The organism is Mycoplasma mobile 163K (genome assembly GCF_000008365.1).
Taxonomy (GTDB): Bacteria; Bacillota_I; Bacilli_A; order Mycoplasmatales; family Metamycoplasmataceae; genus Mycoplasma_J; species Mycoplasma_J mobile.
Map to the genome: position 1 here is coordinate 753,788 of NC_006908.1, position 23,292 is coordinate 777,079.

The 23,292-nt window shown below is 25.0% G+C and carries 23 protein-coding genes and 1 pseudogene; 12 read left to right on the forward strand and 12 right to left on the reverse strand.

Translation table 4 applies throughout. The features are described 5' to 3' along the window. Positions 1 to 94: 94 nt before the first annotated feature. Positions 95 to 1,417: a DUF262 domain-containing protein gene (locus tag MMOB_RS03330; protein ID WP_011265132.1), complete on the forward strand. Its 1,323-nt coding sequence runs from the start codon at positions 95 to 97 to the stop codon at positions 1,415 to 1,417. Positions 1,418 to 1,455: 38 nt separating this feature from the next. Continuing rightward, positions 1,456 to 1,989, forward strand: coding sequence for an HNH endonuclease family protein (locus MMOB_RS03335; RefSeq protein WP_011265133.1), 534 nt, complete (start codon positions 1,456 to 1,458; stop codon positions 1,987 to 1,989). A gap of 305 nt (positions 1,990 to 2,294) precedes the next feature. Here the strand turns inward: MMOB_RS03335 and MMOB_RS03340 are convergent, their stop codons facing one another. After that, positions 2,295 to 4,193 carry a DUF2075 domain-containing protein gene (locus tag MMOB_RS03340; RefSeq protein WP_011265134.1) on the reverse strand — a complete coding sequence of 633 codons (1,899 nt, stop codon included), beginning with the start codon at positions 4,191 to 4,193 and terminating at the stop codon, positions 2,295 to 2,297. Positions 4,194 to 4,485: 292 nt separating this feature from the next. On the opposite strand from MMOB_RS03340, the pseudogene MMOB_RS03605 reads away from it, so the two are divergent. Further along, a pseudogene (locus tag MMOB_RS03605) lies at positions 4,486 to 4,611 on the forward strand (thymidine kinase); the annotation flags it as partial. 17 nt (positions 4,612 to 4,628) lie between these two features. Here the strand turns inward: MMOB_RS03605 and MMOB_RS03345 are convergent. Next, on the reverse strand, positions 4,629 to 5,957 hold the full coding sequence (locus tag MMOB_RS03345; protein ID WP_041362991.1) for an HNH endonuclease: 1,329 nt from the start codon (positions 5,955 to 5,957) through the stop codon (positions 4,629 to 4,631). A 121-nt stretch (positions 5,958 to 6,078) separates the two neighbouring features. On the opposite strand from MMOB_RS03345, the gene MMOB_RS03350 reads away from it, so the two are divergent. The 4 genes from MMOB_RS03350 to MMOB_RS03365 all read left to right on the forward strand — a co-directional run bounded on the left by MMOB_RS03350 (position 6,079) and on the right by MMOB_RS03365 (position 10,144). Then, positions 6,079 to 6,681 (forward strand): thymidine kinase, encoded by a 603-nt coding sequence (locus tag MMOB_RS03350; RefSeq protein WP_011265135.1) that lies wholly within the window; start codon positions 6,079 to 6,081, stop codon positions 6,679 to 6,681. A 65-nt stretch (positions 6,682 to 6,746) separates the two neighbouring features. Then, on the forward strand, positions 6,747 to 7,685 hold the full coding sequence (locus MMOB_RS03355; protein ID WP_011265136.1) for a hypothetical protein: 939 nt from the start codon (positions 6,747 to 6,749) through the stop codon (positions 7,683 to 7,685). 56 nt (positions 7,686 to 7,741) lie between these two features. Then, positions 7,742 to 8,296: a peptide deformylase gene (def, locus tag MMOB_RS03360; protein ID WP_011265137.1), complete on the forward strand. Its 555-nt coding sequence runs from the start codon at positions 7,742 to 7,744 to the stop codon at positions 8,294 to 8,296. A gap of 33 nt (positions 8,297 to 8,329) precedes the next feature. Continuing rightward, on the forward strand, positions 8,330 to 10,144 hold the full coding sequence (locus MMOB_RS03365; RefSeq protein ID WP_011265138.1) for a ribonuclease J: 1,815 nt from the start codon (positions 8,330 to 8,332) through the stop codon (positions 10,142 to 10,144). A gap of 68 nt (positions 10,145 to 10,212) precedes the next feature. Here the strand turns inward: MMOB_RS03365 and MMOB_RS03370 are convergent, their stop codons facing one another. Together MMOB_RS03370 and MMOB_RS03375 are read right to left on the reverse strand one after the other, a co-directional pair. Next, positions 10,213 to 10,668: an MscL family protein gene (locus MMOB_RS03370; protein WP_011265139.1), complete on the reverse strand. Its 456-nt coding sequence runs from the start codon at positions 10,666 to 10,668 to the stop codon at positions 10,213 to 10,215. 109 nt (positions 10,669 to 10,777) lie between these two features. After that, entirely contained in the window at positions 10,778 to 12,166 is a 1,389-nt protein-coding gene (locus MMOB_RS03375; RefSeq protein WP_011265140.1) for an FAD-dependent oxidoreductase, read from the reverse strand. Positions 12,167 to 12,387: 221 nt separating this feature from the next. Here MMOB_RS03375 and MMOB_RS03380 point away from each other — a divergent pair, with 221 nt between their 5' ends. The 4 genes from MMOB_RS03380 to MMOB_RS03395 are packed head-to-tail and all read left to right on the forward strand — an operon-like array spanning position 12,388 to position 17,667. Next, a complete protein-coding gene (locus MMOB_RS03380) occupies positions 12,388 to 14,043 on the forward strand; it encodes a ribonuclease J (RefSeq protein WP_011265141.1) in 1,656 nt (551 codons plus the stop codon). 25 nt (positions 14,044 to 14,068) lie between these two features. After that, on the forward strand, positions 14,069 to 15,448 hold the full coding sequence (locus MMOB_RS03385; RefSeq protein WP_011265142.1) for an MFS transporter: 1,380 nt from the start codon (positions 14,069 to 14,071) through the stop codon (positions 15,446 to 15,448). Positions 15,449 to 15,458: 10 nt separating this feature from the next. Continuing rightward, complete coding sequence (locus tag MMOB_RS03390; RefSeq protein ID WP_041362995.1) at positions 15,459 to 17,072, forward strand: ABC-F family ATP-binding cassette domain-containing protein; 1,614 nt, start codon at positions 15,459 to 15,461, stop codon at positions 17,070 to 17,072. Beyond that, on the forward strand, positions 17,050 to 17,667 hold the full coding sequence (locus MMOB_RS03395) for a ribonuclease HII (RefSeq protein ID WP_011265144.1): 618 nt from the start codon (positions 17,050 to 17,052) through the stop codon (positions 17,665 to 17,667). Before MMOB_RS03390 ends, MMOB_RS03395 begins: the two co-directional genes overlap by 23 nt. A gap of 13 nt (positions 17,668 to 17,680) precedes the next feature. On the opposite strand, the gene MMOB_RS03400 is transcribed toward MMOB_RS03395, so the two are convergent. From MMOB_RS03400 to rpmH, 8 genes are all read right to left on the reverse strand, one after another. Beyond that, positions 17,681 to 18,055, reverse strand: coding sequence for a SemiSWEET family sugar transporter (locus MMOB_RS03400; RefSeq protein ID WP_011265145.1), 375 nt, complete (start codon positions 18,053 to 18,055; stop codon positions 17,681 to 17,683). Then, entirely contained in the window at positions 18,048 to 18,551 is a 504-nt protein-coding gene (locus tag MMOB_RS03405) for a PQ-loop domain-containing transporter (protein WP_011265146.1), read from the reverse strand. Before MMOB_RS03405 ends, MMOB_RS03400 begins: the two co-directional genes overlap by 8 nt. A gap of 64 nt (positions 18,552 to 18,615) precedes the next feature. After that, a complete protein-coding gene (gene rplT, locus MMOB_RS03410) occupies positions 18,616 to 18,969 on the reverse strand; it encodes a 50S ribosomal protein L20 (RefSeq protein WP_011265147.1) in 354 nt (117 codons plus the stop codon). A 9-nt stretch (positions 18,970 to 18,978) separates the two neighbouring features. Next, positions 18,979 to 19,173: a 50S ribosomal protein L35 gene (gene rpmI, locus MMOB_RS03415; protein ID WP_041362997.1), complete on the reverse strand. Its 195-nt coding sequence runs from the start codon at positions 19,171 to 19,173 to the stop codon at positions 18,979 to 18,981. Beyond that, the gene (infC, locus tag MMOB_RS03420; RefSeq protein WP_011265149.1) at positions 19,124 to 19,768 is read right to left on the reverse strand and encodes a translation initiation factor IF-3; all 645 of its coding nucleotides are present in this window, start codon (positions 19,766 to 19,768) and stop codon (positions 19,124 to 19,126) included. Before infC ends, rpmI begins: the two co-directional genes overlap by 50 nt. A 224-nt stretch (positions 19,769 to 19,992) precedes the next feature. Beyond that, complete coding sequence (yidC, locus tag MMOB_RS03425; protein WP_011265150.1) at positions 19,993 to 21,963, reverse strand: membrane protein insertase YidC; 1,971 nt, start codon at positions 21,961 to 21,963, stop codon at positions 19,993 to 19,995. Beyond that, on the reverse strand, positions 21,941 to 22,279 hold the full coding sequence (rnpA, locus tag MMOB_RS03430; RefSeq protein WP_011265151.1) for a ribonuclease P protein component: 339 nt from the start codon (positions 22,277 to 22,279) through the stop codon (positions 21,941 to 21,943). The genes yidC and rnpA overlap by 23 nt, the downstream gene beginning before the upstream one ends. A gap of 12 nt (positions 22,280 to 22,291) precedes the next feature. Further along, complete coding sequence (gene rpmH, locus MMOB_RS03435) at positions 22,292 to 22,435, reverse strand: 50S ribosomal protein L34 (RefSeq protein ID WP_011265152.1); 144 nt, start codon at positions 22,433 to 22,435, stop codon at positions 22,292 to 22,294. A 425-nt stretch (positions 22,436 to 22,860) separates the two neighbouring features. Between rpmH and MMOB_RS03440 the strand changes: the two genes are divergently transcribed. Further along, on the forward strand, positions 22,861 to 23,292 hold the full coding sequence (locus MMOB_RS03440) for a lipoprotein 17-related variable surface protein (RefSeq protein ID WP_011265153.1): 432 nt from the start codon (positions 22,861 to 22,863) through the stop codon (positions 23,290 to 23,292).

Sequence of the window (23,292 nt, forward strand, 5' to 3'; positions counted from 1 at the left end):
TTAATGAAGAAAATTATTTTATAACTATAAATAAAATTGTTTAATAACTTAAATGATTTTATTTATGTTAAGCTTTTTGAGAGGTTTTAACTAAGTGAATAATTTTAATAATGAAGACGACGATGAAAAATTAAATGAAAATTTTGTTCCTAAATCTCAAGGTCTAAAGGATTTTTTAGAACAGAAGAAGAATTTTCAATTCGTAATTCCTATATATCAAAGAAACTACAATTGAGAAATTAGTAAACAAGTAAAAAAATTTATGGAAAGTTTTGAACATTTGTTTAAAGAAAAAAATGAAGAACATTTTTTAGGAACCCTAATTTTGATTTTAGGAAAAAAAGAGGAAATTCAAGAGTTATTTGTAATTGATGGTCAACAAAGATTAACAACAACATTTCTTGCTTTTTTTGCAATTAGAAATCTTTTAAACGAAAATGCTAATGTTGAAAAATCTTTATTAAAAAAAATAAAAGAAGAATTGAATAAGATTTTTTTCTCTAATAAAAAGAATCTCCTAAAAATTCATCCCGCAGTTGAGAGAGATAAGGTTTTTGAAAAAATTACTAGAAATTCTAAAAAAGAAGATTTTAACTCAGATGAAAAAACAACAAATATCTTTAAAGCATATGAATATTTCAAAAAGGAATTAAAAGGCTATATAAAAAATAATGAAGAAGAGTTGATGAAAATTTTAAGAACTTTTAATAGAATGATTGTTGTTTCAATAGAAGTTAGAAAAAATGTAAATCAACAGAAACTTTTTGAAAGTATAAACTCAACTGGTGTTAAGCTTACAAATTTTGATTTAATAAAAAATTTTCTATTAATGAAACTTGAAACTAGAAAGGAGCAGGACCAAATATATAATGAGTATTGAAAAATATTGGAAAAAAACGTAACTATTTCGTCAGAAAAAAATCAAAGAAAATATAAATTAAACTTAAAAACTGATGAAATTGAATTAGAACATAAATTTAAAGGAAATGATTTTTTTAAATACTTTTTGTCAATTAAAGAGCATAAACATTATAGCGAAGAGAAATTTTATAATTCATTTAAAAAATGATTCGAAAATAAAGGAGAGGATTTCAATATTAAAAATGCTTTTGATGAATTAAAAAATTATTCTAATCTTTTCAACCAAATTTTTAAAAAAAGTAAAAATCCTAAAATTGAAGAAGAGTTAATAGAATATAGAAAAATGAATATTTATGCTGCTTCTCCTTTAATAATAGAAATGTTAAAATGGCATGATGATAAAGAAATATCGGCCAATTTATTTAATGATATGTTAAAAGTTATAAATACTTATCTTGTAAGAAATGATATTTGTAATAATGGTGATAGATTAAAAAATATTTCCCAAACATTTCTTAAAATTTTAGAAGAATTAGAAAATGTGAAAAAAATCTAAATAATGTTTCTGGCGATAAAATTAAAATTTTACAAAAATTGAAGAGTTTTTTAAATGGAAATGAAAGAATAAGTAAAAATTCTATTGCGGATATAAAATTACCTAATGATAGAGAATTAGAAACTATTATCCCGAAAATTAATGCTTATCATAAAGAAGGTAAAGTTACCAAGGTTATTTTGCAAAAAATTGAAAAAGATGTAGTTTTGAAAAGAAAAAATAAAGGTGTTTTGGATCTAATCTATATAGAATCGAAAACTTTAGAAATTGAGCATATATTTCCACAAAACCCACAGAAAATATCTGATACGGTCGAAAAAGAAAATGGAAATGAAAATAACCATATAAATCAAATTGGAAATTTAATATTAGTTGAATCAGAAATAAATCAAGAACTTTCAAATAATATTTTTGCAACTAAAAAGGAAACACTAAAAAAATTTAAAGAAAAAGGAAAATTATTTATCTCTAATAATGAAATTTTAAATGAAAATGAATGAACAAAAAAACAAATTGAAAAAAGAACTAAAAATATCATAAAAAAAATAAAGAAACTTTATCCTTATTTTTAAAAATTTTAAATTTCTTGATCAATGGCGAAAAATTATATTTTTATTCTCTAAAATTTAAAACTATTTTTTATTTTCTTTTGAAAAATGATTTGTATTTAAAATTGAATTTTTAAGATTTTGTCTTTTTTCAACATATATTGAATAAAGTTTGATTACTTTTCCATTTTTTGTATTCACATATTGCATAAAATTTTATTTTTTTTGGCTTGAATTAAAAAATCAATTTTATTAATATTTTTTTGTAGCTTGAAAATTTGATTTATTTGTTATATTGATTCAAAATAGAGATAATAAATTAAAATAAATTACTTTTCAGGTTTAACAGTATGACTTTTTAAGTGATTAGATAAATTAATATCTTCTGCATAAACAAAAATTCCTTTTGTTCCTCTTGTTAAATTAACAAATAACCTATTTAAAAAATAATGAAAATTAAGATTTTCTTTTTCTTTTTTTACAGAATCAGATTTACCTTTTAAAGACCAAACTTGAGATGACATTTCTCTCATTTCCAATTCGCCAATATTAACTTTCAAATTATTAGTTGTTTTGTCTCAATAAAACATTTTGGGAATGTGAACAAAAACATAATCGAATTCGACTCCTTGAACTGTATTAAAATAAGCTATATATTCACTTCCTTTTTTATCTAAATTGAAATTTTTAACAAGAGATAAATTTCTCAATTGAGTTGATATTTTTGTATGAGGACTATTTTTTTGAAATTTCTCTAATCATTCACTATTTGGATTTCATGCATATCTGTGATTTCCTATTTTTACAGATTTTATAGGCATTCCTCTTTCATCAAGTTCATCTAAATTTCATGTTTGAGTTCAAAAAGATAACATTCTAACGTTGAATTCTTCATACATGCTTTGATATTTACTATTGAATTCTTCAGATTCTAAAACTTCAAAAGAAAAATAATTCTGGATGAAAAAGTCTTGACCATTGTCTATTTTAAAAATTCAATTTTTTAATCACTCTGTGTATGTGGAATCTCCACCATTTCTAAATTGTTCCTCCAAGTCAAAAATTTCAAAAGTAAAATTTGATTTCTTAGCTATTTGAATAATTTCTTCTCTCAAGATACCTTGTTTGTTTATAACTTGAAAGTCATCAATTAAACAAATAATAAAATTAGCATTTTTAAATAAAGTCTGATAAAAACCACCGGCTGTTATATTGCTTCTTGCTTTATGAGCTTCATCAATAATTACAACATCATGTTTTGCGTGCATGTCAGCTCCACCTATGAATTCAACTAAATTGTTGTTTTTTAATTGTGATTTAGCTGCTGCTCTAAATTCAGGACCTGGAAGCATTAATTTAACACTTTTGTTATGATTTGACATAATATATCCAAGTAATTTAAATGCTATTACAGTTTTCCCAGAGCCTGCAGCACCTGAAATAAAAACAACATGCTTTTTTGTTTCAAATGATTTTAAAAAAGTTTCTTTTAAGGAGTAGAAAGCTAAACATTGTGAGCTAGATAATTTGATATTTTTGAACTCTTCTTTTAAATGGGATATAAAATTTTGAGAAGGTTTGTACTCTAGTTTATCTAATTTTACTAAATCATCGTGCGAAATAGGCTTGTTAAAAATTGATTTTAAATAATCAACAAAAATATTTGAAGTGCTTGAAGTGTAAGTGGTTACGTTTTCATTAATTGATTTATATTTTATATCTTCGAGCGGATTTTTGTTTTCAAATTCAAAATTAGGTAAAAAAGCAACAGATTCTACATTAAATATTTTGTTTATATAATCATACTGATTGACTAAATCTCTTTTGTAATTTAGAGCTTCAAGTCCAGGATGCAAAGATTTTTTGTAAATTGTATAAATATTTAATAAATACGAATTTTCTATCAAAGAAATTTTGCTTCACCCTTTTAATTCTATTATTAAAATTGTCTTTCTTTCATTATTATTTCCTACGATAATTACATCAATTCTCTTTTTAGATGAAGGGACTTTGTATTCAAGCAAAACATATTGGCTGTTTTTATGTTCTAAGTCATTAAAATAATTAGAAACCTTTCTTAAAGTGCTTCTTCATGATTCTTTTTCCTTTTCAGAAACTGAATAACCTAATTTACTGCGCATTTCACTTTCAATTTTAATAACAATTGTTCCACTATTTTGGCTACAATCTTCTATAAAGCCTTTAATTGTATTTTCATATATAATCATATAATTTGACACATTTTACCATAAAGTGATTTTTATTTTAATAAAACAATAACTTTAAAATTAATAATTTACAAATAATCAATTATTTAATTAATATTAAAAATTTTATAATTGATAGATGAGAACAAATGGTTTGAAAAAAATAACAAAAAAGAAATATAACAAAGAACACAACGAATCATAAAAAAATTTTTCTAAAAAAAATACAAAATTCTAAAAAACTAAATTCAACATTTAAACCTATTATTTTATACTATAATAAAAATGCTAATTTTCTGCTTAGGGGGCAAATATGTATCGTAAATACTCAGATGGAATAATTGAAGTAATTACAGGTCCTATGTATAGCGGTAAAATTGAAGAATTAATTAAGAGAATTAAAATTTTGCAATTTGCTAATATTAAAACTTTAATTGTAAATAAAATTCTTGTAAGTTAACTATTTTGTTTTCATTTTTTGAAAAAAGTTTCTTTGTGTATTTTAAGAAATGGTTTTATTGCTTCTAATTTTTTAAATGATGGTGTTTTGACATCTAAATTATAAATTTTTAGCTTTTTACTAAATTCTTTTGTAGTTATTAGCATATAATTTTCATCAAAAGAAATTATATGTTTGTCAAACAAAGCATCATGATTTGGACAAAGTAAAAAACCGTTATTAGAATTTGATATTTCATTTGATGCTTCTGTATGATTTAAATTCTTGTCGTTTTTTATTTGATCAACAGATTTAATATGCGATGCGATTAGAATTTCTTTATCTTTAATTTTACAATACAAAATTTCGCATTTAGATGATCTTTCTAGTAATTTTTTTCTAAAATCTAACCTCAATTTGTTTTCTTTTTCAAGTTTAATCACTGTTTGTTTTACAAATTCTGGTGCGATATTTTCGATTGAAATTTCTTCATTTTCTATTTTTTTATTTGTTTTAAGGTAGAGACTATTGATAATCTTTTTTTCTTGCTTTTGATAAGAAAGTTCTTCTTGATTTGTCATTTTAATAAGAACACTGTTTTTAAAATTTAACAAATTATTGTACATTTTATCTATGATTTCCTCTAATGAAAAACTTTTTAAAATTAACTCACGAGAAACTTTGTAAGTTTTTATAAAATTAGCTCCAAATATATCTATATTTTTTATGTTTTTTTTCATTGGAAAATACTCATAAGAATTAAAAATGTCAAATCTTTCTTCAAATTTTTCTTCAAATCTTTCTTTTGTTTCATGTCTAAATAAGGATATGAACAATGAAAAACCTAAATTTTTTTGATATTTTGAAGACGAAATGGAAGATTCTATCAAAAGATCTATTAAATAATTAGTGAATATGTTTCTATTTTCGACTAATTCAAAAAATTTAGAGGTAAATAAAAATGAAGAATCAGAAATGCCTTTTATTAAACCAAAGCTTATGAAAATATTTAAATATTGAGTTAAAGTTCAATTAGATGCTTCTTCATTTGATGATGGTGTAATATTATGAGAATAAACTTTGGCTCCATCTTTTAAAGATAATTCCAATTTAAGTTTATATTTTCCTGAAGGCTCACTATATTTTTTTAAATACATTTCTTCTTTATTAATTTCGATTTCTTTTATTTCCTCAAATTTTTTCAATAAAGTTTCGATTTTTATTTTTATATCTGAACCTAGTTGCCAAATTTTAGATTGCTGTTTTTGATAATTAGAATTAGAATGTAATTTTTTTTGCAAATAATAACTATTTAAAATAAATTCGATTTTTTCATATACTGACATATTTTTTACCTCTTTCAAATAATTTATTCATAATAGATATTATCCCAAAAATCAAAACTACATCTAAATCTATTATTTTATACTATAATAAAAATGCTAATTTTCTGCTTAGGGGGCAAATATGTATCGTAAATACTCAGATGGAATAATTGAAGTAATTACAGGTCCTATGTATAGCGGTAAAAGTGAAGAATTAATTAAGAGAATTAAAATTTTGCAATTTGCTAATATTAAAACTTTAATTGTCAAGCAAAAATTTGACACAAGATTTTCTCATAATGAAATTGTGTCTCGTTCAGGAACTAAATTAAATACTATTGTTGCATCTAATGTTGAAGAGATTAAAAAAGTTTGGAATAATACTTATAAAGCAATTGCAATTGATGAAGTGCAATTCTTTGACAAAGATATTATTAACTATATTGACGAATTAGCCTCAAAAGGAATTAGAGTTATCATTTCAGGCTTAGACACAGATTTTGCTAGAAAACCTTTTGGTATTATGCCGGAACTTTTAGCAATAGCTGATGATGTTTTAAAACTTAAAGCTGTTTGTTTTAGTTGTAAAAATGCCGGAACTCATACTTTTAGAATAACTAATGATAAAGATCAAAAACTATTAGGAGATACTGAATCATATCAAGCAAGATGCCGTAAATGTCATCTTGAAGGTGAAGAGCAAAAAATCCAAATGGATAATCTAAAATTAAATTTATCACTGTAAATAGCAATTTATATGATAAATTTTTTTGGTATAATATAATTTATTGTAGAAAATTAGGAGTTAAATTGAATATAAATTATAACAATAAGAAAAGTTTAGGTTATAACAAACGAAACAATCGTAGTAATTTTCATACTGAGCGTGCTTCTAATGATTGAAGTTGGTTTTCAGATGCAATAAATAATGAGATTAGCAAAAGAAAAAAACTTAAGAAACTTATTGTTTTATCTTTAGTTTTTTGAATATTAATTATTACAATAGTTTTTAGTCTAGCAATTACTTATATAATTAGCCCTTTGGGCATTCCTGGAACAATTGAAAATACAGGAAATGAATTTGAAACTAATAATCTAAAATTTAATATTCAATTGGGTATTTCAATATTTTTAATTACTCTTTTATTTCTTTTTTGTTTTATTGTAGTTGTTTTAAATGTTATTTCAGGTATTACAATTTTAGCTTCTGATTGAATTCAAGAAAAAGCTCAATTGTCAAAAATCTTCTATGGATTTTTAACAATTTTTGTGGCTAGTTTAATTGCAACATCTTTATTTTTAAAATTGATACCAAAATATTATCAAAGAAATTATAAAAATCCATTGGCTCAAAATAGTGATGTTAATATTATTAAAGCAAGACAAAAAATTAAAAATTTTGCAATTTTAACAGCTTTTTTGGACACAATATCTGTATTGTTGCTTATTGTAATTGTTTTACCTTTTACTTTTTTAATTTTAAATCAAAGAATGGTATTTAGTTTTTCTACAACTACTTTTATTATTTTGGGAACAATGCTAGGAAGTTTTGTTTTAATTTCAATTATTTTAAATATTATTGTGTCTTATTGAATTTTTACAACAAAATGAAATAGTGAAAAAATCAATAAACAAAAACTATTATGAGCTTTTGTTACTCTTTTTCTATATGGACCAATTTCAGCTTTAATTTTTATTACTTATATTCCTAAATATAATTTTTCACCATATCTAAGAAAATTAAATTAAAATTTTCGTCAAGACTTTTTAAGTTTATTTAAAAATCTTAATATAATATAAAATATATGGAAAAATATGATGTTAAGTTGATCGAACTACCAAACAAAATTTTGCGTCAAAAATCTTTAGATATCAATTTACCTTTAAGTCACGAAGACATTGAACTTGCTAAAAAAATGATTTACCACATTAAAAATAGTCAAAGTAAAAATACTATTTTTAGACCAGGTGTAGGAGTTGCGGCAGTTCAATATGGAATTTTAAAACAGATGTTTTATGTCTATATTACTGATGAAGACAATAAAGTGGTTTTTGAAGACTTGATGATAAATCCAAAGGTTTTGGCAAAATCTACTTCTAAAATAGCTTTAAGAACTGGTGAAGGTTGCTTAAGTGTTAATGAAGAACATCCAAATCAAGAGGGATATGTTAAAAGAAGTAAAAGAATCGTTGTAAAAGGATATTCTTATTTTAAAAAAGAAGAAGTTACTCATGATTTAAATGGATATCCAGCGATTGTTTTCCAGCATGAATTAGATCACCTAAATGGAAAATTGTTCATTGATCATATTGATAAAGAAAATAATTGATTTATAGAAAAAGATTTAGAGCTTTATTAAATTCATATTCATATAAAGAAAAGAGAGTGTAATATGCAACCTACTAAACTATTTGGTCTTGGAGGAGTGCAAGAAATAGGTAAATCAACTTTTGTTTTAGAACATAACAAAAAGATTTTTATCATTGATGCAGGAATTAAATTCGCTGATAGCTTTACTACAGGAATTAAAGGAATTATTCCTGATTATTCTTATCTAAAAGCAAATCAAGATAACATTCAAGCCTTATTTATTACTCATGGTCATGAAGATCATATTGGTGGAATACCTTATTTAGTCGCAACTGTTAAAATTTCAAAAATTTTTGCTCCTAAAATTGCAATTCAATTTTTAAAATTGAAATTTCAAGAACACAACATTTTGCAAAAAATTGAATTTATTGAAATTGAAAAAGATAGTATTCATAAATTCGGAGATGTTGTTGTTGATTTTTGAACAGCTCAACATTCAATTCCTGATGCTTTTGGAATAAGGTTTAAAACAAGTAATGGAACTGTATTATTTACAGGTGATTTTAGGTTTGACTATCGTCCAATTGGAAACTTTACAGATTTTAGTAAAATTGAGCAAATGGGAAAGGAAGGAGTTACTGTTTTATTAAGTGATTCTACTAATGCTATGAGACCAATGCATTCACCAAGTGAAACTGATATTTTAAATGACATTAAAAAATATATTTTAGAAGCTAAAGGAAAAACTATCATTACAGCTTTTGCTTCTAATTTAACAAGAATTACAGCAATTATTAAATTAGTGGCTGAAATTGGGAAAAAAGTTGTTGCTTTTGGAAGAAGTATGGTCAATGGAATTGAAATAGGAAGAAAATTAGATTATATCGATGTCGAAGACTCTGTTTTTATTGATAAAAAACATTTAAAAAATTATGAAGACAATGAAATTGTTATTTTAACAACAGGTTCTCAAGGAGAGCAAATGGCTGCTTTATCAAGAATGGCCAACAAAAAACACCCTCAAATCGATATTAAAAGTGGAGATATGATTATTTTTAGTTCAAGTCCAATTCCGGGAAATAGAATTCAAATTGAACTCTTGATTAATAAATTGTATAAATTTGGGGCTGAGATTAAAGAAAATAAGATTGATGGATACTTGCATACTTCAGGCCACGCTTATAAAGAAGAACATATCAAAATTTTTAACTTAACTAAACCTAAATATTTTTTACCTTATCATGGTGAGTATCGTATGGCAATTGCTCATGGTAATACAGGAATTGAAACAGGAATTAAAGAAGAAAATGTCATGATTCCTGGAATTGGTGATGTTTATTATATGAAAAATAATGAGGTTTGGTTATCTGATGAAAAATTAGATTTAAATTCAACTTTTATTGATGGTCAAAATATTTTAACAATTAATAAAGAGGTTTTTAATGATCGTTCTCAATTAGGAGAAAGTGGTTTTGTCGATGTTGTAATCGCAATTGATAAATCTAAAAATAATGTTACCTTTAAACCTAAAATTATTTCAAGAGGATGTTTTTATGCAAGAAATTCAGTTGAATTACTTGAAGATGTAAGAAATTTGGTCAGAAGTTCGGTAGTTTACCTAATTAAAAATAAAAAAGATTGAACTGTTCCAGATATCAAGCAAATTGTTGAAGATAGATTGAAACCTTATTTTTACAAAGCAAAAAGAAGAAAACCTATTATTATTACTTCTGTTCTTTTTGTGGATGAAATAAATGATTCAATTGAAAATACACAGCCAAAAAAATCTAATTTTAAAAAGAAAAATAAAACTTCTGATAAAAATCCAAACAAAAAGACAAAAGATAAAACTTCTAATGAAGATGATTTAGATTTTGATTACGATGGATTAGATTAATTGTATTACTTGTTTTATAAAAAAAGAAAGCATTATGCTTTCTTTTTTTAAATTTGATTTTTTATTGATTAAAGTCTTTTTGCTCTATTTAAAGTTCTTAATTCTTCTAAAATCAATTCATCAGTTGAAGGTTTTGGTGCTGCAACAACATAACGTTCTGGGTATTTTTTCTTTAAATTGTCTAGTCTAATATTTCTTATTACAAAGTAAATAAATAGCGCAAAGAAAATAAATAAAGAAACAATAATAAATGTTAATAAAGCTGAAATGAAATTTCCGTATCTAATTGTTTGAAATGATAAATCAGAAAAATTATTAATATTAATTCCTAAAGCATTAATTCCGATTCCAATTGCTCCTAATAAAATATCATTTGCAAATGAAGCAACTAAAGCTCCAAAAACTGTTCCTAATAATAATCCAACTGCTAGCATTAAAATGTTTCCACGTTTTAATGCTGATTTTGCTTCATCATAAGATTTAGCTGGGATTGTGTCTTTTTTAAAGGGTTTTTTAATAGCCATATTTTTTTCCTTTCTTTTTTGTTTTTATATTTTGAACTACTTAATTCTACCATAAAAAGAAAAAAACAAAGAACACTTTTGTGTTCTTTGAAAGTTTTGTTTTATTTAATTATTTTTTTGAATAATCAATTCCTAAAGCTTTTAAAATAGGAACTAACATAAAGTTAAATGGTTTGTTAAAGTGTGGTAAGAAATAAACATCCATTAAAGCAATTTCTGGTAAAGTCATTTGTTTTTGAATTGCAAGAGACATTGCATAAATAATTTCTGTATGAATTGTTTTATCTCATGAACCTACTTGTGCTCCGACTAATCTTAAAGTTTTTGGATCATAAACAATTTTGAATGCAACTTTTGAATGTGTTTTCATAAATTCAGGACGGTCATTATCTAAAATAAATTCTGATTTAAACTCAAATTCTTTTAATAAAGTTTTAGCTGCACTCATTGAATAACCTGTTGAAGCATAATGACATCCAAAAACGCTAATTGCATTTGTTCCTTGAACTCCTGGGAATGGAACTGGAATTCCTGCTGCATCTAAAGCAGCAACAAGACCTGTTTTAACAGCATTAGTTGCTAAAGCTACATGACGGAAATCTTTTGAAGCATTATGATGTAATGATGCTGCATCTCCAATAATGTAAATGTTTTCATCGTTTAAAGATCTTTGGAATTGATCAACTTTAATTGAACCATTTTGGTATTTATCAAATAATTCAAATCCTTTAATATTTGTAAGTGGTTTAAATCCAATACTTAAAATGACCATTTCTGCTGGATATTCACCTTTATCAGTTACAACTGAAGAAACATTTTTTCCATCTTTAGATTTAAATTCAATTAATTTTTCGCCAAATTGTAATTTAACTCCTGCTTTACGCATTCTATTTTCCATTTCATCTGTGAATTCTTCATCAAAATATTTGTCAATTACTCTTGATGCCATATCTATTAGAGTAACTTTTTTTCCTTTTAAGTGAAAAGCTTCTACTAATTCTACTCCAATATAACCTGCACCTACAACAACAACATTTTGAACTTTTGCTGAATTTGCTTTTTCATAAATTTTTTGAGCATGTTGGAATACTTTCGCAAGCATAATTCCTTCTAAATTAACTCCAGGTAGAGGTGGAACGATTGGTCATGTTCCTCCTCCAAAAACTAAAATGTCATATGAATCTTCGAATTCTTTTTTTGAATTATTATCTCTAATAATAACTTTTTTTTCTTTTGATTTTAATTCAACTAATTCATGTTCTAAATGTAACTTAACACCCATTTCTCTTAAAAGTTGAGGGTTTGAGTAAAATAGTCCATTCGCATCATGGAATTCTCCTCCAACTCATAATGCTGTTCCACATCCCAAATAAGATGTATTTGTATTTCTATCGTATGCTACTACTTCATATTCTGGCTTTAATTTTCTAATTGTTCTTAAAAAAGAAGTCCCAGCATGATTAGCTCCTACAACAATAATTTTTTTGGTTTTTTTCATTTTTTCCTTCCGAAATTAACTATATTTTTACCTTATAATTATAACCTTTATTTAATTGTATAAAGATAAAATTTCTTATTTCACGAAAATTTTGAAGAATTTAAAAATAAAAATACTAAAAATAAACAATAAATATCAATTTGTTATAAAATATTATTTAATTAAAGAATACTTTCATTTAAGAAATCTACAATAATCTGATTAATTTAAAGCGAGGTCAAATGGCTAAAGTCCAATTTTTTGCTCTAGGTGGGCAAGATGAAAATGGTAAAAATTGTTATGTTTTGGAAGTGGATAAATCTATTTATATCATAAACTCCGGAACAAAAACCCCTATTAAAAGTACATATGGAATTGATAATATCATTCCTGATTTTACTTATTTGGAAAAAAACAAAAACAGAATTAAAGGAATTTTTTTCACAGATACAAAAAATAATTCATTTAGTGCATTACCTTGATTATTAATGAGGATTGATAATGTAAAAATATATTCTTCTGCTTTTAGTAAGGCAATTATTCTAGATAGAATTAGTAAATACAAAATTGGACATAACAAATTTGAAGTAATTCCAATCGTTAATAAAACAAGAATTGACAATATAGATATAATTCCTTTTATCATTGGAAGTTCATTGCCTTTTTCTTTAGGGTTTAATTTCCAAACTTCTGATGGAGATTTTATTTTCTTAAGCAATGTTGTTTTAGGTGAAGTTGGAAAACAAAAAATGTTTGGAATAACAAATCTTACTGCTATAAAAAGCACAATTTCCAAAAAAGGATTAATTGGACTTATTTTGGATTCTGGTTTTAGTAATTTCAATGGAAATACAATTAATAAAATAAATTTAAGTCCAATTTTAGAAGAAACTTTTTCTAAAGCTAAAGAAAATGAAAGAATCATTGTGGGTTGCTATGATGAAGAAATGGCAACAATGCAACAAATTTTAGATCTTGCAATTAAATATAACCGCCCTGTTGTTCCATACGGTAGAGCTTATAGTCAATTATTATCTTTATTAAAAATTGCTTATTCAAATATGCAATTTCCTAAAATTGAAGATTATGAAAAGGCAGGAAATATTTTAAATGCAATTTATTTAGTAGCTGCAACAACTGAAAGACTTTATCAAAGATTTACTAGAATTACAGATAATAATGATGTGTATTTAAAATTAAAAAATACTGATCATGTAATAATGATTGCTCCTCCATTAAATGGATTAGAATCTTATGCTGCTTATACTTTAGATGAAATTGCAAGAATTACAAGAAATATTACAGATATTAGTGATAATGATTTTTATCAATATCGAGCAGCAAAGCAAGATGTCTATGACATAGTTAAAATGTTAAAGCCAAAATACTTTTTGCCAATTCAAGGACTTTATAGATATTTGGTTGTAGCTTCAAAAGAAGCTGAAAAAATTGGTTATGGTAATGATAAAATTATTATTTTACAAAATGGAAAAATTGCTGAATTTATAAACGGGACTCTTGCTTCAAGAAACAAGAAACTTCCTAATTTAGAAGAAGTTATTATTGATGGTTTTGGAGTTGGGGATATTTCTAAAGAAGTAATTCACGAAAGAGAAATTTTAGCAAGAGAGGGTTTGGTTTCTATTTCTACTTTAATTAGTGATAAAACAAAAAAACAAGTGGGGAAAATTAATATTAATTATGTTGGATTATTTTCACAAGTTGAAAAAGATGAAGTTAATGAATGAATTGATGAAATTGTTAGGGATGAAATTAACGAAGTTGAATTTTTTGACCAAAATGAAATTTTAAATTCAATTAGAAAAAATGTAAGAAAGAAGATTTTCAAAAAAATTTTTAAAGAGCCTATTGTTGTAGTGTCTTTTTACATAATTTAAAGAGGAATATAATATAATTTTTAAAATGTTTAAAAATAAAAAAGATTCTTTAAGAAGAAATAGAAAAAACATTAAATTGACAAGTGAGTTTGTGTTTTGAAAGGGAAAAAAATTAATCGGAGCAGCAATTTTAATTACTTCTCTTGTTTTTTTAATTTTTGCTTTTTTACCTTTTCCTGTTCTTACAACTATCCATGCATATACTATTGGAGCTCTTTTTGGATTTTTCTCACCAATTTTTTATGTACTAACTTTTTTGTTTGGACTATTGTTTATTTTAGAAGGTGAAGTAAGTACATGAATTAGAATTAGATATTTATTCTTGTGATATTTATTCTTTTCGATTGCCATATTTTTAATTGGTGGAACAATTTTTTACCTTATAATTATTAGTCCTGGTGGTTTTTTAGATTATGGAAATAATATTTGAATAAATAATTTTTCTAATTGGTGAACAACTTTTTCTTCTGTAAATAATGTTTCTAATGTGGTTTTACCTAATACTCTTAACTTAGGAATTATTGGTAATTTATTTTTTAGCATTTTTACTTCAGCAGGAACAGTAATTTTTTCTGTAATATTTGCAACTTTAATTATTTCAACAGGAGTTTTTTATCTAATTTTTGGTTCTCCGATCTCAAGAATTCAAGAAAGAGCAAAAATTGCAAAAATTAAAAAAATTGACTTATTTAATTATGAAACAAATGTTTTAGATTTGGGGAAAGAAGATGTTTTAACAAATGAATATATAAAAACAAATTTCATTGAATTTATTGATGATACAAAAGAGCTTAATTTATCAAAGAAAAAAAGAAGACAAAATATTAATGTGATTTCAAGAACTTTAAATTTAGATGAAAGTGATAATTCTAAGATAAATAAAACTTCAAAAATTGAAAATAAACTTTTAATACCAAAAACAAGTAATACTGAGTTAGGGACTGTTGTTAATAACACAAAATCCCAGTCAACTACTTCTAAAACATTAGAAGTTGTAAAGAAAAATAGTTTTGAGTTTGAACTTGAAGAACCAAAAAATAAAACAATTGAAAAAACTAAAATACTAAGTAAAAAAGAAGAAGATTCAAATGAATTAGTTTTTTTTGGAAGTGACATTGATAAAGTTGAAAATATCAATGAAAAATTTCTACCTAAAAGCAGTAAAAATAAAAATATAGATTCTGGATCTAAAATACCAAGAGATTCTTCTACTAAAAATTCAAAAGGGCCATTCCTTCAAGAAAAAGTTAATTTAGAAAAAATTGAAGAAATGTTCTCTTCAAATAATGAAAAAAATGTTTTAGACAAAAATGATTTTTCAAAAACAACAAATGCTGACATTACAAGCGAAAGCATTTTCCTTTTTGAAAACCCTTTTGACGAAGAAAAAAAAGAAGAAGAATAAGGAGCTAAAAATGCTTGAAGTAAGAAATTTATCAAAAAGGTTTACTGATAAAATCCTTTTTGACAGTGTCAATTTAAAATTTATTCCAGGACACACATATGGAATTATCGGGGCAAATGGAGCGGGTAAATCAACATTCCTAAAAATTTTGTCTAAAGAAATAGAAGCTACATCAGGAGATATTCTTTTTCCTAAAGATGCAACTATTTCTGTTTTGCAACAATCATGGGAAATTTTTGATGAAATTGATGTTACAAATGTTGTAATCATGGGTAATAAGAAATTGTATGAAATTCTCGAAAAGAAAAATGCAATTTACAATAATCCTGATTCAACTGAAAAAGACTACAACTTAGCTAGTGAATTAGAAGAAACTTATGGAAATATTGGAGGTTGACAAGCAGATAATGATGCTCAAATTCTTTTAGGTGCTTTGGGAATAAGCAAGAAAAAGTGAAATTTACCTTTAAAAGAACTAAAAGCGAATGAAAAAATTAAAGTTTTACTTGCTCAATCTTTATTTCAAAATCCTGATATTTTAATTATGGATGAACCTACAAATAGACTTGATTTAAAATCTGTAAAATGACTTGAAGAATTTTTAAATAATTATAAAAATATTGTCATTGTTGTTAGTCATGATAGTGACTTTTTAGATCAAGTATGTACTAATATTGTAGATATTGACTATTCAAAAATGAAAATGTTCACTGGAAATTATTCTTTTTGAAAAGAATCATCTGAATTAATTCTTGACATGCAAAAAAGACAAAATGCTAAAAAAGAAGAAAAAGTAGAACAATTAAAGCAATTTATTGCAAGATTCTCAGCTAATGCTTCTAAATCAAAACAAGCAACAAGTAGAAAAAAAGAACTTGAAAAAATTACAATTGATGAGTTGGTTCCTTCTACAAGAAAATACCCATACATTCGTTTTGAAATTTCGCAACTTGTTGGAAAGCAAATTTTAAAAGTTGAAGATTTAGAATATACTAACGAAAAAGGAGAAATTCTTTTTTCAAAATTGTCTTTTGATTTAGTTCCAGGTGAAAAAATGGTTATTCTTGGTGAAAATGACATTGCTAAATCAAGATTATTAGATATTTTAGTAGGTAAACTAAAACCTACTAAAGGAAAAGTAACTTGAGGTTCGACTATTAAGCATGCTTATTTTCCTGCTGATAATTCAGAGTATTTTTCCAAAAAAGAAAGTATTTTAGAATGAATAAGCAAATGACCTTTAAATAATTCTACTCAAGAAACAAAAGATAATAGTGACCAAAGAATGAGATCATTTTTGGGTCGTATGCTTTTTGGCGGTGAAAGTGTTTTTAAAGATTCAACAGTTACTTCTGGAGGAGAAAAAGCTAGATTAATGTTTTCGAAAATGATGATTGAAGAATCTAATTTTTTGATTTTAGATCAGCCTTTGGATCATCTTGATACAGAAAGTATTGATTCTGTAATAGATGGATTGAGCCAATATAAATCTGGATTAATTTTTACAACATATAATAATGCTTTGATTAAAAAAGTTTCTAATGTAATTCTTGAATTAAGAGAAGATAAAAATATTTTATTTAGAGGTACTTTAGAAGAGTATGAACAAAAAATTGGTTTCTAATTCATTATATGATTTTGATAAGCGGTTTTACAATGAATTTGAATCAATAATTGCTTGTGATGAAGTTGGAAGAGGATCTTTAGCAGGTCCAATTGTTGTAGCTTGTGTTAATTTAAAACCTAATTTTTTTAATGAAAAAGTAAGAGATAGCAAAAAATTAAATCCAAGGCAAAGAGAAGAATTATCAATTTTGATCAAAGAAAATGGAAGTTTTCATTTTTGCTACATTAACAGTAAAGAAATTGATTTATTAAACCCTTTAGAAGCAACTAAAAAAGCAACTACAAGTTGTTTGAATAAATTTGAAGAAAAAGGTAGCCAAATAATTCTTTTGGACTATTTGAGCAATTTTTCTTATTCAAAAAAATTTATTAATATCAAAAAAGGAGATAATACATCTTTTAGCATTGCTTCTGCTTCTATACTTGCAAAAGTAGAAAGAGATAATTTTATGATTAATCTTAATAATGATGAATTTGATATTTATGATTTTTTTAAAAACAAAGGATATGGGACAAAAAATCATTTAGAAGCAATTAAAATCTTTGGCCCTTCAAAAATACATAGATTATCTTATAAACCATTAAAAAAATAGTAATATAAACCTACTATTTATTTTTATTATGTGATTTTAAATTTAATTGATGACAAAATTGAGCTTCTGAAATATTTAATTTTTTAGCCTTATACATGTGTAATAATTTATAGGACAGCAAGACAAAAACAATAATACCTACAAAAGAATTTTGCCAAATTAAATTTATAGAAGCTCCTAAGCGCCCTTGAAGCATTAAAATTATTCCAAAACCTAATCAAAAAACACTTCCTAAAAATGAAATAATAAATAAGAAAAGAGAAGTATCTGAAGTCATTTTTGTTCTGAAAGATTTGAATAGTTGAGGTAAAAACAAAATAGCAGATGCAATTGCTGCGATTGTTGATAAAATTGTTAACATTAAATCTAATTGTGATGGATTAAACATTATTCTTACTCTCTTCTTTAGGAATTGATGATTTAATCATTTTTAAAACCATTTTACTAATTAAGGATTTTTTAGCTTTATTTTTTTTATAAACTTCAAGAATTTTTTTATTAGAATATTCTTCTTCGGTAAGATTTAATTTTTTAGCCTTAGATGTGTTTTGTAATTTTGAAATCAATAAAGCTAAGGATCAAATTAAAACAAGAGTATTTGTTCAAATAGGAGCTGCTGTTTGAGCAGCTTCAAATCCAGGACCAAGAGAGCTTGGTAAAACATTATTTGTTGCATTAATGCTTGGAATATAAATTGAACTCAAAATTCCTCATATGATTCATATTGAAGAAGCAATAATTCCAAAACTTATTAAACCTATAGAAAGCCCAAAAGTGCTTTTAGAAACAATTGATTTTATTGTTTGAGGGATAAAAGCTATAGCTGAAAAAATTCCAGCTATAGTGCTTATAATTAAACCTAAAATTAATAGTTCTTGATCCATAATACCTAACCACTAAATATAAATAAATTATAGTCCTTTAAGACTATAATTTACAATAATTATTTTATTTTAAATGTGATTTAACTTTTGTTAAAATTTTATCAAAAACTTTTGGTTGATGAATTGCAATTTCAGAAAGCATTTTTCTATTGATTTGAATATTTGATTTTTTTAGACCATTAATAAAAAGTGAATAAGAAACTCCTTGAGCTCTTGTTGCGGCATTTATTCTAGCAATTCATAATCTTCTAAAGTGTCTTTTTACTTGTTTACGATCTCTAAATGCATATGTTCATGATTTTACAACTTGCTGTTTTGCAACTTTAAAACCGATTGATTTATGTCCAAAGTATCCTTTTGCAAGTTTTAATCATTTTTTACGTCTTTTTCTTGTGATTGGACCTGTTTTAACTCTCATTGCTTACCCCTACATTAAATCTTTCAGTCTTTTATAATCAGTTGGATGCATAAATGTTCCGTGTTTTGATTGTCTTTTTTGTTTTGTTGATTTGTTTTGTGCTAAGTGTGATCTAAAAGCATGACCAAACTTAACTTTCCCTGTGCTTGAAATTTTAATTCTCTTCGCTAAAGCCTTCTTCGGCTTCATTTTGTTCTTTGCCATCATTATCCTCTTCGTTGTCTAATTTGTTAATGTTTTTATTTTCTTTTAAAAACTTTGCTGCTTTTTTCTTATCTTGTTGTAAAAAAACATCCAAGAATTTTCCACCTGTGAAAGTAGCCTCTTTTGTAACTTGAGCAATATCATCTAATAAAGCAATGAATTTCTCTAAAGTTTCATGGCCTAATTCCTGTCTTGTCTTCTCTCTACCTCTGAATTTTAAAGAAATCTTTAATCTATCACCATTCATTAAAAATTCACGAGCTTTTTTAGCTTTAAATTTAATGTCATGATCGCCAATGTTTGGTGTTAAACGAATTTCTCTATTTTCAATGATAGTTTGCTTTTCTTTAAGTTCTTTTTGTTTTTTCTTACGGTCATATTTAAATAATCCATAATCTAAAATCCTTACAATTGGTCTTGGTTCACCTTTTTCACTTTTACCAACAGAAATAAGAACTAAATCCAAATTTTCTGCTTTAGCTTTATCAAGTGCTTCTTGTTTTGTAAGAACTCCTAGTTTTTCGTTGTTGCTATCTACAACAAAAACTTTTTTAAAAGGAATGTTCTCATTAATATAATGCTCTGGTTTAGGCATTCTACTTCTTGAATTTTTTATGTTTGAAATAACTTTCTCCTTTATTTGAAAATAAAAAGTGGAAAAAACCACTTCTCGTCAATAATAAAATAATAATATATACAGTATTTTATTTTGCTACCCAAGGAAGAACCTTAGGGTGAGAAGTGAATCTACTTGTGCAATAATTTTGCTCTTTAATTATACATAATTTTAAAAAATAAAACAAACATTTGTTTGTTTTACTAAATATATTTTTTCAATTTGTTTTGGTAAAGTTTTGTGTTTTGGAAATAGTGAACAAAGACACTTTGAAGAATTGTAAATATACCACCAGCAATTCAATAAATTTGAACACCTGCTGTTAATACTAAACCAAAGAATGCAAATACAAAAGAAACTATGTTCTGAGTACGATTTGCCTTTCTTAATGCTTCTCTTTCTAAAACATTTGTTCTTTCTTTGGTTCTTCTTTTTGTTAAAAATCTTGGAACAAATTGAGAAATTAATTGAACTACAAATACAACTATTAAAATTGGTAAATAAGCAAAATTAGCATTAAATAATAATTCTTGTCATGAAGTTGCAGAATAAGTAACTCCTAAAAATGTTGTAACCTTAATTGAAGGAATTCCTTGAATAATTTTAAACATCGCAAAGAAAATTGGCATAGAAACTAAAATAGATGTGAATTGAGAAGAAAGTTTAACATTATTCTTTTTATATAATTGTTGAACTTCTTGAGCTTTTCTTCTTTCCATTTCTTTATTCCCTTTAAAAGCAGCATATTTTGCATCTATTTTTGCTTTTTTAGGATTTAATTCTTGCATTTTCACTTGAGCAAAAACAGATTTTGAAGTTACTAAAAATGAAAATATCCTTACTAAAAATACTACAAAGAAAATTGCTGCGATTATTCCAAATGAAGCTAATTCTGAATTTCCACCATTTGCAGCAACTTCTGCTGGATTTGGGAAACCATTAATAATAGCAACTGAAATAGCACTAATTGGATAAACAAATAAACCAAATCAAGGTCCTTGAGCTCATGCTTGTCCTCAATCAGTAATTGTAAATTGATTTGTATTACTTACTAGAGGAGTACTTGTGTTATTTTGAGAATCAAAAGTTGTTGAAATTGCTTGAGGTAAATTTTTATCAAAAACTATTGTATCCAAACTTGCCACTCTTGCGCTTTGTCTAAAATTTGAGATATTTAAATAGGATGAAATCGCTAAATTATATGAAATTAAAAGATTTCTTTGAATTTCATTCAAAATTGCTCCTGAAGTTATTGTATTAATTCATTGTATAAAACTTGTATTTGCAGAAACCTCTGTAAAACCTGCAGCTGTATTTTGAAAATTTTCACTTTGATAAGCATTTAATCCAAGTGTTTGAATATATAAAGCTTGTAAAATGTCTAAAGAAAAATTCAAATTAGATCTTTGTTGAAATGTCAAATTATTGTTTGTTCCAACAGTATCTGAAAGTATTTTGGCTCTAGTTAAATTAGTTTTTTGTAAGTTATTTAGTCTAAAACCAGTAGTTGTAGTTCCATCAATGTTTTGAATTTGAATTTCTTCAATAAAAGGACCAAATGAAGCCACGCCTGATAAAGTATTATCTGCATTTGTTGAATCTGTTATAAAAAAAGGAATATCAAAATCACTTGAAAAAATAGATACATAATTATTTGTTGCAGAAGAACCTTGAGCTGTATTTTTTACTAATAAATTGTTTCCATTTGCAAAAATTCCAGTATCTCTATTATTAGTATTTGCTCCTGTAATAATTCTTACAGCAGAAGTTCTTGTGTCAAAAGTTCCATAAATATTCGAATTTGATTGTGAATTTATTTGATTTCTAATACTTGCTACAGATACTTCATTTAAAACAATTTGATTATTTACATTATAAAAAAAACCAACTTCTTTTTGCTGTCCATTAATTGTTAAAGTTGTTTTTTCAAAACTTGCAACATTAGGAACTATTCCATTTCTATTTGCGGCAAATTCAGTTCCACTTCCTACTGCTGTTGAAGTTGGGAAAATAAATGTTTGGATCAAACCAGTTAAAGTAATTGCTCCTAAAAATACAAAAAATACTCTTTTTATTCATTTTCAAATATTTTTATTTCTTTGTTTTTTTTCAAGAACAGGATTAGTTGTTACACCTTGAAAGAAATCGTATTTATTTGATCTTTTCTTTGCCATTACTAATCCTTTCTATAATTTTTTTGATTTCTTGTTGTTTTTGTAAAAAATTTAAGTTTAAATAATTCTTTCTAACAATAAGAATCATTTCGTAAGATAAATTATAAGGCCTTATCTGATCTAAAATAGATTTTATTTGCCTTTTTAAGTAATTACGCTTGACAGCAATTGCAAACTTTTTTGGTATTGAAATACCTATTTGAAATGAATCTGATTTTTTATAATACAAAATTATAGTTGGGAAAATAAATTGTTTTTTTGAATCTATTATTTTTTGAAATTCTCAATTTTTTTTGAGAATATATTTTCTCTTCATAATTTAAATTAATTATTTATCAGAAACAGTTAATTGATATCTTCCTTTTAAACGTCTTAATTTTAAAACTTTTCTACCATTTTTAGTAGCCATTCTTGATCTAAAACCATGTGTTTTTGCATGTTTTCTTTTTTTAGGTTGATACGTTCTTTTCATAGTTCTTCTCCATAAGATTAAATTTTGTAAAAAATAATAATTTAAGTATAACAAAAAACAAAATATTTGAATAATAATTTTTAATATTATATTTGTTTTTTAGATAAAGGTTTTAAAGTGATTAAAATTAAATAAGGAATTTGAAAATATTGATTTTTGTATTTTAAAATAGCTAACAAATTAAAAATTTTAATTGATTGTTAATTATTATTTACTAGAAAAATAAAACACTTAACACTTTTGTTTAATAATTTAATAATTTCAATCATTTAGTGAATAAAATTTATTTTAAATAATATTTAATGCTAATTTTTTTATTTCATTATTAGTTTTAAAAAGTGGAATAATTTTTTTATTGATTTTTTGGTTTTTCTAGCATAATAATTATATAAAAAGCATAACAAATATGAGCAAAAAAGGAAATTATGAAATTAAAAAATAAAATTTTTATCTCATTAGCTTCGGTTGCAACAACATCACTTCCAATGATTGCAGTAGTTGCTTGCGGAACTACTACAACAACAGAGAAAAATATTGATCAAGTTATAACTGAAGAACTTGCAAAACAAAATAAACATGAAGCAACTTTAGTTGGTTCTTTAACAACTTTAGCTTCAGAAGTAAATGCTCAAAATTTAAATAACTTTATTTTAAACCCAGTAACATCAAATGGAGTAAGTTTTAGATATATTTTTAAAGCAAATAGTGCTGATGATGTAAAAGGTGAATTAACAGCAACTTTACAAGCATATGTAGCAGGTAAAGAACCTGCAGATTTAGATGATCAAAATCAAGTGATTCAACCAAAATCAAAAGAAGTTATTATTACAGGTTTTAAAAAACAAACAAATAATTAG